At 59.6% G+C, this 13,018-nt stretch carries 14 protein-coding genes and 1 pseudogene; 9 read left to right on the top strand and 6 right to left on the bottom strand.

The features are described from left to right. Window positions 1-209 (bottom strand): glycine betaine ABC transporter substrate-binding protein (locus WBB85_RS13880; protein WP_432639200.1); only part of this gene is annotated, 209 nt, incomplete at its 3' end. Between the two features lie 201 nt (window positions 210-410). Between WBB85_RS13880 and WBB85_RS13875 the strand changes: the two genes are divergently transcribed. Next, on the top strand, window positions 411-1,391 hold the full coding sequence (locus WBB85_RS13875) for a LysR substrate-binding domain-containing protein (protein WP_432639199.1): 981 nt from the start codon (window positions 411-413) through the stop codon (window positions 1,389-1,391). 131 nt (window positions 1,392-1,522) lie between these two features. On the opposite strand, the gene WBB85_RS13870 is transcribed toward WBB85_RS13875, so the two are convergent. Further along, window positions 1,523-2,473: a GlxA family transcriptional regulator gene (locus WBB85_RS13870; RefSeq protein ID WP_432639198.1), complete on the bottom strand. Its 951-nt coding sequence runs from the start codon at window positions 2,471-2,473 to the stop codon at window positions 1,523-1,525. A 183-nt stretch (window positions 2,474-2,656) separates the two neighbouring features. Between WBB85_RS13870 and WBB85_RS13865 the strand changes: the two genes are divergently transcribed. Next, a complete protein-coding gene (locus WBB85_RS13865; RefSeq protein WP_432639197.1) occupies window positions 2,657-3,286 on the top strand; it encodes a helix-turn-helix domain-containing protein in 630 nt (209 codons plus the stop codon). A gap of 3 nt (window positions 3,287-3,289) precedes the next feature. Here the strand turns inward: WBB85_RS13865 and WBB85_RS13860 are convergent, their stop codons facing one another. The 4 genes from WBB85_RS13860 to WBB85_RS13845 all read right to left on the bottom strand — a co-directional run bounded on the left by WBB85_RS13860 (window position 3,290) and on the right by WBB85_RS13845 (window position 7,117). Continuing rightward, window positions 3,290-4,330 carry a heme-dependent oxidative N-demethylase family protein gene (locus WBB85_RS13860; RefSeq protein ID WP_432639196.1) on the bottom strand — a complete coding sequence of 347 codons (1,041 nt, stop codon included), beginning with the start codon at window positions 4,328-4,330 and terminating at the stop codon, window positions 3,290-3,292. Window positions 4,331-4,341: 11 nt separating this feature from the next. Then, entirely contained in the window at window positions 4,342-5,307 is a 966-nt protein-coding gene (locus WBB85_RS13855) for a PDR/VanB family oxidoreductase (RefSeq protein WP_432639195.1), read from the bottom strand. Further along, entirely contained in the window at window positions 5,304-5,912 is a 609-nt protein-coding gene (locus WBB85_RS13850; RefSeq protein WP_432639194.1) for a dimethylamine monooxygenase subunit DmmA family protein, read from the bottom strand. The genes WBB85_RS13855 and WBB85_RS13850 overlap by 4 nt, the downstream gene beginning before the upstream one ends. Before the next feature lie 71 nt (window positions 5,913-5,983). Further along, window positions 5,984-7,117, bottom strand: a complete 1,134-nt coding sequence (locus tag WBB85_RS13845; protein WP_432639193.1) for an aminomethyltransferase family protein — start codon at window positions 7,115-7,117, stop codon at window positions 5,984-5,986. 178 nt (window positions 7,118-7,295) lie between these two features. Here WBB85_RS13845 and WBB85_RS13840 point away from each other — a divergent pair, with 178 nt between their 5' ends. The 7 genes and pseudogenes from WBB85_RS13840 to WBB85_RS13810 all read left to right on the top strand — a co-directional run. Next, window positions 7,296-7,517: a hypothetical protein gene (locus tag WBB85_RS13840; protein ID WP_432639192.1), complete on the top strand. Its 222-nt coding sequence runs from the start codon at window positions 7,296-7,298 to the stop codon at window positions 7,515-7,517. Further along, window positions 7,502-8,872: an ammonium transporter gene (locus WBB85_RS13835; protein WP_432639191.1), complete on the top strand. Its 1,371-nt coding sequence runs from the start codon at window positions 7,502-7,504 to the stop codon at window positions 8,870-8,872. Before WBB85_RS13840 ends, WBB85_RS13835 begins: the two co-directional genes overlap by 16 nt. A 12-nt stretch (window positions 8,873-8,884) precedes the next feature. Further along, on the top strand, window positions 8,885-9,100 hold the full coding sequence (locus WBB85_RS13830) for a hypothetical protein (RefSeq protein WP_432639190.1): 216 nt from the start codon (window positions 8,885-8,887) through the stop codon (window positions 9,098-9,100). Window positions 9,101-9,225: 125 nt separating this feature from the next. Beyond that, complete coding sequence (locus WBB85_RS13825) at window positions 9,226-10,122, top strand: class II glutamine amidotransferase (RefSeq protein WP_432639189.1); 897 nt, start codon at window positions 9,226-9,228, stop codon at window positions 10,120-10,122. A 2-nt stretch (window positions 10,123-10,124) separates the two neighbouring features. Next, window positions 10,125-10,808 carry a protein GlxC gene (locus tag WBB85_RS13820; RefSeq protein WP_432639188.1) on the top strand — a complete coding sequence of 228 codons (684 nt, stop codon included), beginning with the start codon at window positions 10,125-10,127 and terminating at the stop codon, window positions 10,806-10,808. 10 nt (window positions 10,809-10,818) lie between these two features. Further along, window positions 10,819-12,159: an FMN-binding glutamate synthase family protein gene (locus WBB85_RS13815; RefSeq protein ID WP_432639186.1), complete on the top strand. Its 1,341-nt coding sequence runs from the start codon at window positions 10,819-10,821 to the stop codon at window positions 12,157-12,159. A 77-nt stretch (window positions 12,160-12,236) separates the two neighbouring features. Further along, window positions 12,237-13,018: pseudogene (locus tag WBB85_RS13810) on the top strand (type III glutamate--ammonia ligase); the annotation flags it as partial.

Genomic DNA, 13,018 nt, shown 5'->3' with positions numbered 1-13,018 from the left:
GATTCATAGACCGCCTGGCTGTCGGTGGTGACGAATTCCACGTTGTTGCCCATCGTTTCGAATATCTGGCCAACGACGTAGCTCATCACAATCTGGTTGGACCAGTTGTGGATCGGAATGATGATCGGGTCCGAACTGTCAGCGGCGTTCGAAACCGTTGCGGATGCTGCGACTAAGGCGGCAAGCGATACCGTGGCTGCAAATCTCATGACGTCTCCCTGAAATATCCCACTTTTTGGGGCCCGGCCCGTTCAGCCAGGTTCCGGCGCCAATCATGCCTAACCCGGACGGTTTTTCTGCGAAGAATTTTATTTGCCATTGCCTCTAAAAATTGATGGCAAAGCGGGAAGGCTGGCATAATGTCGGCTCTGCCGGACATGCGGGCAGATTTGCGGGGGACAATCTCAGCCATGGAACAGGAGGAGCGTAACAGGCGCCAGCCGCGCGACCGCGCCAAGCCGCTGCCCCCACTCGATTATCTGCTGGCGTTTGAGGCGGCCGCAGAACAGATGGGCTTTGCAGGTGCGTCGAAGGTTCTCAATCTCAGCGAAACCGCGATCAGCCGGAAAGTCCGCCTGTTGGAGCTGCATTTCGGTCTGAACTTTTTCGAACGCGGCCACAGGTCGGTCACTTTGACCCAATATGGGCGTGAATTCCTGACCCGAATCCAACCGGCGCTCGACGCGCTCAGGGCTGCTGCCGACGATACTCTCAAGACCGGGCAGAATCGTCCGGTGGTTCTTGCCGCCACGAATTCCGTCGCAGCGCTCTGGCTGACCCCGCGCCTGCGCAAGTTCCGTGAGGCGAACAAGCATCTGAACATCATGCTGGTGGCCTCGGATGATGACGAGGAATGTCTGGCCGATATGGTCGACCTGACCATCCTGCGCGGCGATGGCGACTGGCCGGGCTATGATGCAGAACTGGTTTTCGGCGAAACCATCTTTCCGGTCTGCTCGCCCGATTTTCTGGCGGCAAATCCTGATGTCAGCGATGCCGGGTCCTTGCCGAATGCGCAACTGATCGAAGTATCAAGCAGTCATACCGAGTGGATGAACTGGCGCACCTGGCTGGGCCAGACCGATGTTCCGTTCCGGCGTCTTGACCGGACGATGATGTTCAATACCTATCCGCTGTCGATCCATGCGGCGGTCGACGGTGTCGGCGTGGCGTTGGGTTGGGGGCACCTCGTCGATCAGCTACTGGAAGCGGGCAAGCTGGTCCGGCCGCTTGGAAACCGGCATGTCCGCACCGATCATGGCTACTACCTGTTGACCCCGCGCAACCGTCCCGCCTTTCCCGGTCGTCAGGAGGTGGCGGCATGGCTGATGAGCATCAGCGCCGAGCGACGGAGATACGGGGATACGATGCAGCAAGGCCCGGAAAGCTGAGCGCGATCTGCCCGTTACAGCGTTTCGCGTTTAACTTGAAGCATCACTCATCACCTAACGCGTTGAAATCTTTGATTTCAGGCAGCGTTAGGTGATTCAAGTTTAACGCGAAACGCTATAGGGTGCTTTTCCTACGCGTCCGGCAGTGGCCGGTTGCCGTCCACCCGGAAGCGGTTGATCGTATTGCGTTCCTCGGTGGGGCTGATCCCGAATTCCTGCCGGTAATGCTGCAAAAGCGGTGCCACGGTTTCATAGCCGATCGCAGTCGCGATGCGGATCATGCTGTGTTTGGAGTAGAGAACGAGCTGCCGCGCCGCCTTCATCCGAAGTGTCCGGTAGTAACGCAGCGGGCTTTGGCCGGTTGCCTTGTTGAACTGCCGCTCAAGCTGGCGAACCGAGACGCCAACCTCTTCGGCCAGCGCCTCGATACTGATCGGGTCGGCGATGCGGCGGGCAAGGATATCAACCGCCTTGGTCACCGCGACCGGCAGCGCATCGGCGGTGCTTTCGCGCCGGAAGGTGGGCACCTTCTGCCGTACCCCTTGCCCGCGCACCAACGGGTGCTGGAACCAGCAGGCGACCTCGGTTGCGACATCGCCGCCAAGGCGCTCTTCGATAAAGAGCAGCATCAGGTCGAATGCAGCGGCTGCGCCCGAGACGGTGTAGCAGCCCCGGTCGACGACAATCACGTCATCGCGCATTGCGAAATCTGGAAATTCTTCTGCAAAAGCAGCTTCATAGCACCAATGGACCGAGCATTCGCGGTCGGATAAAAGACCCGACCGCGCCAGAGGAAACACCCCGCCGCTGACGCCACCGATCGCAACGCCGTGCCGCACAAGGCGTCGCAGGTGGCCTTCGGACCCCTTCGGATCGACGAAGCCAGAGGTCGGACTGCCCAGCAGAAAGAGATAGTCGACATCCAGCGCGGCCCCCAAGGCAAGATCGGGGTCAAAGCCGACCTGCGCGCTGGACTTCACCCGTTCGCCCGTCTCGGAAATAATCTTCCAGGTAAACGCGGTGGTGTCGGCGATTTCGTTCGCAGCGCGCAGGGGTTCGATCATCGATGTCAGGCAAGACATCGGAAATTCAGGCAGAATCAGAATGCCGACCGTCACGGTGCATTGAGATTGCGGATTATCTTTCTTACTATGAGGAAACATACCGCTACCCTACGACAAGACGAACGGCGCGGAAACAGAGCAAAGCCTGCGGCCCGGTGACGTAACCACCGAGGCCAGAAAACCTGGCAGGGAAGGCAGAACATGAGCGCAGCAGTCCTCGGACAGGATCCGCACCGGGTCAAGGAAGAACGCGAGAACATTCTTGAAGTCGCAATCGGGCGTGAGGTGCGGGCGTTCCGCCACCAAAGCGGCATGACGGTTGCCGAACTGTCGCGGCGGACGGGCCTCTCGATCGGCATGCTGTCGAAGATCGAGAACGGCAACACCTCGCCCTCGCTGTCGACGCTGCAAGCGCTGGCCAATGCGCTGAGCGTGCCGCTGACAGCGTTCTTCCGCCGGTTCGAGGACGTGCACAACGCCGTCCACACCAAATCCGGCGAAGGCGTCGAGATTGAGCGGCGCGGGACGCGGGCGGGGCATCAGTACAACCTCCTTGGTCATCTCGGCTCTAATTCGACGGGCGTTCAGGTGGAACCCTATCTGATCACGCTGACATCGGATTCCGACATCTTTCCGACGTTCCAGCATGAGGGCATCGAAATGCTCTACATGCTGGAGGGTGAGGTCGACTACCGCCACGGCAATGAGGTTTATCCCCTCAAACCTGGCGATACCTTGTTCTTTGACGCCGATGCGCCGCACGGGCCCGAAGTTCTGGTGAAGCTTCCGGCCCGTTACCTGTCAATCATTTCCTACATGCACAACAAATAAAGGTCAGTCCGGCCAGACACCGGGCGACGTCGGCGCACCGTCGTCGAATTTCGACAGATAGTCGACGATCATCGGCCGGTTGCGGATGAACCCCTTATAGGCCGCCAGTTCCTCGGGCAGGTCGCGGATCACCCGGTGCAGGCGACGTCCCCATTTCGGCACTGTCACAAGGTCTTCCAGCCGGATCAGGTAGCAGCGGATCGGAAAGACCAAAGCATTCGAGCGCGGCAGGCGGAAGAAGGTCTGCAACTCCACGCGCAGATGCTGTTTTTCACCCACGTTCTCAGGCGTCAGCTCGATCTTCTGGATGCCCCATTTATGGTAGTTCTCGGGGCTCGTATCCAGAAGCGGGTTGACCGTCATCGTCCAGTTCAACCGCCGCGCTGGTGTGCCCTGCTGAATGTTCAGCAGAAACTTCAGCGCCCGCTGGAAGATGCCCATCTCATGGGCCAATGGCACCGGCGCGTGCCATTCGAAAAAGTTCATGCCGATGTCGAAATCAAGGCTCCAGTCCGCCTGCGTCGTCACCATCCCGGCATCCATCCAGAGATTGTCGTCGCGCTGGTCCAGCACGGCGAAATCGCCCTGTGTCTGGCGGGTGATGTATTCCATCGGGCCGTAGGGCAGGGTGGTTTCGTCCATGAAGACGAATTTCTGGTCAATGCCCATCGGCTTGTTGATCCAGTGCCAGTTATTGCCGTCGCGGTGGAGTTCGAAGAGGTCGGGGTAATCCTCGGACTTCGCCACCATGATCAGTTCCAGAAGGTCCCAGCCCGCCAGCGTCATATGCGGCAGCGACTGGCAGCGCAGCGGATCCTCGGCCAGAACGATGGCGCGGTCCTTCATCTCCGAGACATAGTGTTCATCGACGTCAAAGCGGTTTTCGTAGACCGAACCCTCGCGACCGCCCTTATGCGGCTCCATGTTCACCGAATACATGTAGTTGTCTTCGTGGAACGGGAACGGAAAGCGCTGGATCGCCCAGTCAGAGTTCCGGAAAGTGTAGGTGTCGCGGAACGTCTCGTCCCTGAATTGGATGCTCATTTCCCAGTCTCCTAGCGGTCCAGGACCAGTTTCTTGCCCTCAAAGCGGCTGACGCAGGGCATGATCTTGCCGCAGCCCTTGCGCTGGTCGTCTTCCAGCCAGTGGTCGCGGTGGATGAAGGTGCCGTCATGCTCCAGCACATCGGTTTCGCACTGCCCACAAGCGCCACCACGGCAGAGATAGGGCGCATCGACGCCCGCGGCCTCGATGGCTTCCAGCAGGCTTTGATGTTCGCCGACCTTCACGGTCTTTTTCGATTGTGCGAGATAGACCTCAAACGGTTTGCCCGATTGCGGGGCGAGGAATTCCTCGGAATGCACCGCCTCATCCGGCCAACCCAGCCGTTTGGTCGTATCGAGTACCCAGTTGATCATGCCCTTGGGGCCGCAGACATAGACATGTGTGCCGAGGGGCTGACCGTCCAGGAGATGCTCAAGGTCGATCGCCTGTTTCTGGTCGTCGTAATAGATATGGACGTGTTCGGGATGCTTTCCGGTCAATTCATCGACATAAGACCCCAAGGCTTTCGTCCGCACCGAGTAATGCAGCTCAAACCGGCCATTGGTCGCCGAAAGCTGTTTGATCTGCGCCAGGAACGGCGTGATGCCGATGCCCCCCGCCAGCATAAGATGCTTCTTCGCCCGCAGATCGAGCGAAAAGAGGTTCACCGGATAGTTCAGCACCATCTTGTCGCCGGGCTTGACGGTCCGGTGCATGAAAAGCGAACCGCCGCGCCCCTCCTCATCACGCCGAACCGAGATCGTATAGGCGCTCTGGTCGCGCGGATCGGACATCAGCGAATAGGGGTTGAGGCGGGTGATATCGCCGTCCTTCATCTCGACCACGGTATGGGCCCCGCCCGAGAAAGTCGGCAGCGGCCCGCCATCGGTGCGGACAAAGCGGAAGCGTTTCACCAGGTCGTTGACCTCAACCACATCGGTGACGGTGACGGCGATCTTTTCGGTTCCGGCGCTCATTTGTACAACTCCACCGGTTCGGGCACATCGCCGGGGTCTTCGGCGTCGATACAGACACCCTGAAACGCGGCCAGACGGCGGGAATAGTGGTCGCGGACGAAAAGGTTCAGTCCGCAATGCGAACAGACGAAGGGGTCGGTCATCACGTCTTCGGTGATCCCCTTGCAATGCACGCATTGCATGCGCCGCGCGACCGAACCGCGATGTTCGGTCTGGATCGCCGTATGCGGGATGCCAGCGCTGACCGCTTCCTGCATCGCCTGTCCCATCAGGCCCTCGGTCCCCGCAAGGTAGATCTGCAAGCCCATATGTGCGTTCGCCAGAACCCGCTGAAGGCGGGGTACTGAGGCGCCGTAGCTGGGGCTGATATGCAGGATCGCGGGTTTCAGCGCGGCCAGTTTGTCGGAATAGGTCGTGCCGGTGCCCTTGGGAATATAGATCACATGCGCCTTGGCCATGATCTCGGGATCGGCTTTGGCCACGTCGATCAGCGCTTCTGCCCCTTCGGCATCGGCGATCATCAGATGGGACTTGCCGGGCCGGGGCTGCAACGCGCCGTAGACGGGGCGGCTTTTGATGGCTTCGGGGAAATTGAACTTGGACACCTTGAGGCATCTCCCTGTTTGTCGTCTTTTTGGTGGGCGCGGACTGGCGATGCAGTCCGCGCCGTGCCGCTTCAGCCCTTGGCCGTGCGCCGCTTCTTGTCGGTGTCGTAGAACGGCATCGAATGGGCCACGCAGGGAATATCCCCGCTTGAATTCCTGACCGTCCTCTTGGTGCCGTCCACCGCACAGTCAACCGGCATCCGCGCGATGCCGACACACTGCTTGTTGAGGCTGGAATACATGCCGATCGTCACGACGCCGACCTGCTTGCCATCCTTCATCAGCGCGGCACCCTCTTCGGCCGGTTCTGTGCCTTCCAGCTTCACGCCGTAGATCTTGAACCGTTCCTTGCCCTTCAGCCGGTAGTGTTCCTCCGCCCCCCGGAACCCGGTCTTGCCGGGTGAGACGGTGAAGTCGAGGCCCAGCTCCCACAGCGTATCGCCATGCTTTTCATTCTCGAACGGATACATGTCGGAATTGTCGAAGGGGAAGAACAGAAGGTAGCTTTCCGCCCTGAGCCAGTCGAGCGTGGTGAACCGCGTCGGGATAATGCCCTTCGGCTTGCCAAGTTTTTCCAGCGTGTCCCAGATATGGGCGGCGTCCTGTCCCCGGCAGAAAATCTCGTAGCCCCGCTCGCCGGTATATCCGGTGCGCGAGATGGTGACCGGCTTGTCAAACAGCATCTTATGGATGTGGCTGAAATAGACGACGTCGCGGATGCCCGGCACGTGATCCTGCAGGAAATCGACGGCCATCGGACCCTGAAGCGAGATATCGTGCAGGTTGTCGTCAAAGCGGATATCAACATCGCGGCCCATCGCGGCCATCGTCAGCTGCTCATGCCCCTGACCCGAGCCATGCACCACCATCCAGCTGTTCGGCCCCATCCGGTAGATGACGCAATCGTCGACGAATTTGCCTTCGTCATTCAGCATGCAGGCATAGCTGGACCGGCCGGGCTTGATCTTTTCAGCATTGCGCGTCGTGGCGCGGTCGATCACGTGGCTTGCATGCGGGCCGATGATATGGACCTTCTTCAGGCCAGACACATCCATGAAGCCTGCCTTGGTGCGGATCGCCAGATATTCTTCTTCCTGATCCTTGTCATAGGACCAGGCCGTGCCCATCCCGCTCCAGTCTTCGAGGTTTGAGCCCATCGCCCGGTGACGATCGCCCAGAACCGAAAACCTCCATGATGCTGTCATCTGTATCTCCCTGATGCGTTATTGATCTTGTGCCGTCAGCCCGTCGGGATCGCAGTCCGTCCGGACAGTGTGTTCGACCGCATTCTGTCGCAAATCCCCCGTTTGGCAGCGAAGAATTTTTCCGGGCGAAGGCCCGAATTCTTGAAGGCAAGCCGTTGCTGCGGGCAAGGATGGGGGCATGCGACACAGCCAGTCAAGAAAAAAAGTTTCCCCGCAGGGTATGCATCTTTCCGGAACAATGATCTCTGCGGCAGGTTTGGATCGTGTGACCCGTCCTGAAAATGCCAAAAATTTCACCATGGGAAAAATTGTTGACTTGAGTGGCGATCAACATGTTCAATGTCTGGAAACAATAACCACTGCAAGCGAACGGGGAGAACGAAAGTGGACGGAAATCTAAACGCACTCACGACCGTGTTTACCGAGTTCTATTACTGGGTAACTGTCGTGTTCATGTTTCTCATCCATGTGGGTTTCTGCATGTATGAGGTCGGCGCAAGCCGCCGACGCAACCATATGCACACGCTGATGAAGAACGTGATGATCATTCCCTTGGTCACCGTCACCTTCTTCTTCTTCGGCTGGTGGATCTACTGGGCCTTCCCCAATGCCTTCCCGGGCATGGGCGGCATCGGATGGGACGCAGCCAAGCCCTATGCGCCCAATTCCGAAAACATGGGCACGCATCTTGGCGACCGGATCACCGGTGTCTTCTGGGCAGCCTTCCTGCTGTTTTCCTGGACGGCGGCTTCCATCGTCTCGGGCTCGGTGATCGAACGCATCCGGTCTTCCGCGCTTTGGCTTCATGCGGTGATGATCGGCTCGGTTTGGTGGATCATCGACGCTGCCTGGGGCTGGCACTGGGATGGCTGGATGGTCAAGGTGCTGGGTTACCATGACGCCTATGCTTCGGGCGTTATCCACGCCATCGCGGGTGGTTACGCGCTGGGCGTGATCATGGTCCTTGGCCCACGCATCGGCAAATTCGCCGCAGATGGCACGCCGCGCGATATCCCGCCGCATAACCCGTGGATGCTGACCATCGGTCTCTTCCTGATCTATACCGGGTTCTGGGGCTTCTACGCAGCCTGCAACGTGCCCGTCATCGCGCCGGAAGTGATCGACGGCCAGATTGTCGGCACCACCTGGACGGCAACCAACATCTATCTGGCACCGACGACCTTGTCGGCCATCACCTTCAACTTCCTGATGTCACTCTCGGGCGGGTTGATGGCGGCCTATGTCGTATCCAAGGGCGATGCGTTCTGGACCTTCTCGGGCGGCCTTGCCGGGGTCATCACAGCCTCTGCCGGGAACGACCTTTACCACCCGATTCAGGCCATGTTGGTCGGCGCTGTCGGTGTCGTCATCGTCTACAAGCTGCACTACTGGGTCGAGCGGAAGTTCAAGCTTGATGATGCAGTGGGTGCAGTCGCGGTGCATGGCTATTCCGGTGTCGTCGGCCTGATCATCGCGGGTTTCCTTCTGTGGGGCGCACCGTCGTCACCTTATGAAGGCTATGCGACGATCAATCCGGTCGGTCAGACCATCGGTGCGGCGATCATGTTCGGCCTTCTGGGCTTCCTGCCCGGTTGGGTTCTGGCCAAGATCCAGGCTGCCGCCGGTGTGCTGCGCATCCCTGAAGAGGTGGAGCTGCAAGGCCTCGATTACGCCGAGCATCACGCCTACGAAGACGCCAAGAACGCCATCATCGAGGCGGACAAGGCCCATCTCGCATCCCGCGCCAAAGCATAAGGAGAACACATCATGTCTACGATTGGTTACGACAGCTGGGCCGTGGATCTTGCAGAGGTTGGCGCGATCTACCCATTCCAGGGATATGAGGGCCTGATGGTCATACTCGGCCTCGCCTTCTGGATCGGCTGGCACATCGTCCAGTTCCGCAGCGAGAGCAAGCATCTCGACAAGGTCGCCAAGCTGGGCGATCCGGACAAGATCGCGAAGGCTATGGACCGGTACTGACCGGTTTCCTTTCCGGGCGGGCATATGCTCGCCCGGATATTCTCATAAGAATATTTGTTTCTTCACAGTTGAACGCCGGAAACCTTCCTGCTAGCCTTTGCTGGCACTCACAAGGGAATCAGAACATGTGCGGAATCGTCGGATTATTCCTCAAAGACAAGGCGCTTGAGCCGCAGCTCGGCGCATTGCTCACCGATATGCTGATCACGATGACGGACCGTGGTCCAGACAGCGCGGGGATCGCGATTTATGGCACTGACGCGGATGGAAACTCCAAGTTGACGGTGCAGTCGCCGAACCCGGCAGAGGATTTCAAGGGACTGGCGGCCGAACTGGGCAAGGCCATCGGCACCAAGGTTGCGCAGCGTGACAAGGACACCCATACGGTGCTTGAAATGCCCGCCGACAAGATCGCCGAAGCGCGTGCGGCGCTGAAGGATCTGCGCCCCGAGATGCGGGTGATGAGCACCGGCGATACGATGGAGATCTACAAGGAGGTCGGCCTGCCCAAGGATGTGGCCGCCCGCTTTGACGTCGCGAAGATGAGCGGCACGCATGGCATCGGCCATACCCGCATGGCGACCGAATCCGCCGTGACCACGATGGGCGCGCATCCCTTCTCGACCGGATCGGATCAGTGCCTTGTCCATAACGGCTCGCTCTCCAATCACAACAGTCTGCGCCGCCAACTGGCCCGTGAAGGCATTCTGACCGAGACGATGAACGACACCGAAGTCGGTGCCGCTTACCTGACCTGGAAGATGCGCGAAGGTGCCTCGCTGGGTGAGGCGCTGGAATCGAGCCTCGACGATCTCGACGGGTTCTTTACCTTCGTCGTCGGCACCAAGGACGGGTTCGGCGTCGTGCGCGATCCGATCGCCTGCAAACCGGCCGTCATGGCCGAAACCGATCAATATGTCGCCTTCGGCTCGGAATACCGGGCGCTGGTGAACCTTCCCGGCATCGAGACCGCAAGGGTCTGGGAGCCGGAGCCCGCAACCGTTTACTTCTGGAACCACTGACCATGCAGACAATCGATGTAGAGGCTACGGGCCTGCGTGAAATGAACGCCACGCTTCAGGCACAAAGCGCCGAAACTAACCAGACCGCCTGGGAAATCGTCAATGCCAAGGGCAGCCATGCGCTGGCTGTCGGGCTGGATGCGCCCATCGACGTGACGGTGAAGGGATCCACTGGCTACTATTGTGGCGGCATGAACAAGCAGGCGACGATTCGTATCCATGGCTCTGCCGGGCCGGGCGTGGCGGAAAACATGATGTCAGGCACGGTGATCATCGAAGGCGATGCCAGCCAATATGCCGGGGCGACCGGTCATGGCGGGCTTCTGGTGATCAAGGGCAATGCCTCATCCCGTTGCGGCATCTCGATGAAGGGTATCGACATCGTCGTGCAGGGCAATATCGGCCATATGTCTGCCTTCATGGCGCAATCGGGCAACCTAGTCGTCTGCGGCGATGCGGGCGACGCCTTGGGCGACTCGCTTTACGAGGCGCGGCTTTTCGTGCGCGGCAAGGTGAAAAGCCTTGGCGCGGACTGCATCGAAAAGGAAATGCGCCCCGAGCATCTGGAGATCCTGCGCGATCTTCTCGACCGCGCCGGGATCGATGCCAAGCCGGAAGAGTTCAAGCGCTACGGTTCGGCCCGCAAGCTTTACAATTTCGACGTCGACAACGCGTCGGCCTACTAGGGACATGGCCATGAAAGATAAAACAGACCCCAAGATCCCGCAGACGATGCCGCGTCAGTCCTGGACCTTCTCGAACGAGATCAATTCAGAGATCCGCCGCGCGGCGGCAACGGGCATCTACGATATCCGCGGCGGTGGCGCGAAACGGCGAGTGCCGCATTTCGACGACCTTCTGTTCCTCGGTGCCTCGGTCAGCCGCTATCCTCTGGAAGGCTACCGCGAAAAATGCGCGACCAATGTCACGCTGGGATCGCGGTTCGCAAAGAACCCGATTGAGCTGGATATTCCCGTCACCATAGCAGGGATGAGCTTTGGTGCGTTGTCTGGCCCGGCGAAAGAAGCACTGGGGCGGGGTGCATCAGCGGCGGGCACGTCGACGACGACCGGTGATGGCGGCATGACGCCCGAGGAACGCGGGCATTCATCCAAACTGGTCTATCAGTATCTGCCGTCGCGCTACGGGATGAACCCCGACGATCTTCGCAAGGCCGATGCGATCGAGATTGTGGTCGGACAGGGCGCCAAGCCTGGCGGCGGCGGCATGCTGCTGGGTCAGAAGATCAGCGACAGGGTCGCGATGATGCGCAATCTGCCCAAGGGGATTGATCAGCGTTCCAGTTGCCGCCACCCGGACTGGACCGGGCCGGATGATCTGGAAATCAAGATCCTCGAGCTGCGTGAAATCACCGGCTGGAAAGTGCCGATCTATGTCAAGATCGCCGGCGCGCGCCCCTATTTTGATACGACTTTGGCAGTGAAAGCCGGGGCCGATGTGGTTGTTCTGGACGGAATGCAGGGCGGCACCGCGGCAACGCAAGATGTGTTCATCGAACATGTGGGCCAACCCACCCTTGCCTGTATCCGCCCGGCGGTTCAGGCTTTGCAGGACCTTGGCATGCACCGCAAGGTACAGCTTATCATCTCGGGCGGGATCCGCACCGGCGCGGATGTTGCCAAGGCAATGGCGCTGGGTGCTGACGCGGTGGCCATCGGCACGGCGGCGCTGATAGCGCTCGGTGACAATGATCCGCACTGGGAAGAGGAATACCAAAAACTCGGGAGCACGACAGGGGCCTATGATGACTGGCATGAGGGCAAGGACCCTGCCGGTATCACCACGCAGGACCCCGAGTTGATGGCCCGTTTCGATCCGGTTGAAGGCGGGCGGCGGTTGAAGAACTACCTCAAGGTTCTGACGCTTGAGGCGCAGACCATCGCGCGCGCCTGCGGCAAGAACCACCTGCACAATCTGGAGCCGGAAGACCTCTGCGCCATCACGATGGAGGCGGCGGCAATGGCCCGTGTACCCCTTGCCGGAACCGACTGGTACCCAGGAAAGGGTGGCTTCTGAAACGGATCTGAACAACGGGCGCGATCCATAAGGGTCGCGCCCTTCACATATCAAAACAGGGAAAGGAAGAGCGGACCATGGCGACAGATCTGGCGGCTTTTGCAAAGAAGAACGGCGTTAAATACTTCATGGTCACCTATACGGACCTCTTTGGCGGACAACGCGCCAAGTTGGTCCCGGCCGAGGCGATCGCGGACATGCAGAAGGACGGCGCGGGCTTTGCCGGTTTCGCAACCTGGCTTGACCTGACACCGGCCCATCCCGACATGTTGGCCGTTCCCGACCCGGACTCGGTCATTCAACTGCCGTGGAAGCCCGAAGTCGCATGGCTCGCCTCCAACTGCATCATGGAGGACAAAGAGGTTGATCAGGCACCGCGCAACGTGCTGCGCAAACTGATCGATGAGGCCGCGAAGGAAGGCATGCATGTCAAGACCGGGATTGAGGCGGAATTCTTCCTGCTGACCCCGGACGGCGAACAGATTTCCGACCCCTACGACACCGCCGCCAAGCCCTGCTACGATCAGCAGGCGGTCATGCGCCGCTATGACGTGATCAAGGAAATCTGCGATTACATGCTCCAGTTAGGCTGGGGCCCCTATCAGAACGACCACGAGGACGCGAATGGCCAGTTCGAGATGAACTGGGAATTTGACGACGTGCTTGCCACCGCCGACAAGCATTCCTTCTTCAAGTTCATGACCAAGTCGGTCGCCGAAAAGCACGGGCTGCGCGCGACCTTCATGCCAAAACCCATCGAGGGGCTGACCGGCAATGGCTGCCACGCCCATATCTCGGTCTGGGACAAGTCGGGCAAGACCAATGTCTTTGCCGACAATTCGAAGGAACTGGGCCTGTC

Source organism: Albidovulum sp., from assembly GCF_049646345.1.
GTDB lineage: Bacteria > Pseudomonadota > Alphaproteobacteria > Rhodobacterales > Rhodobacteraceae > Albidovulum.
The sequence above is the reverse complement of the archived record's forward strand: the minus strand, read 5'-3'. Positions and strand labels throughout refer to the sequence as shown.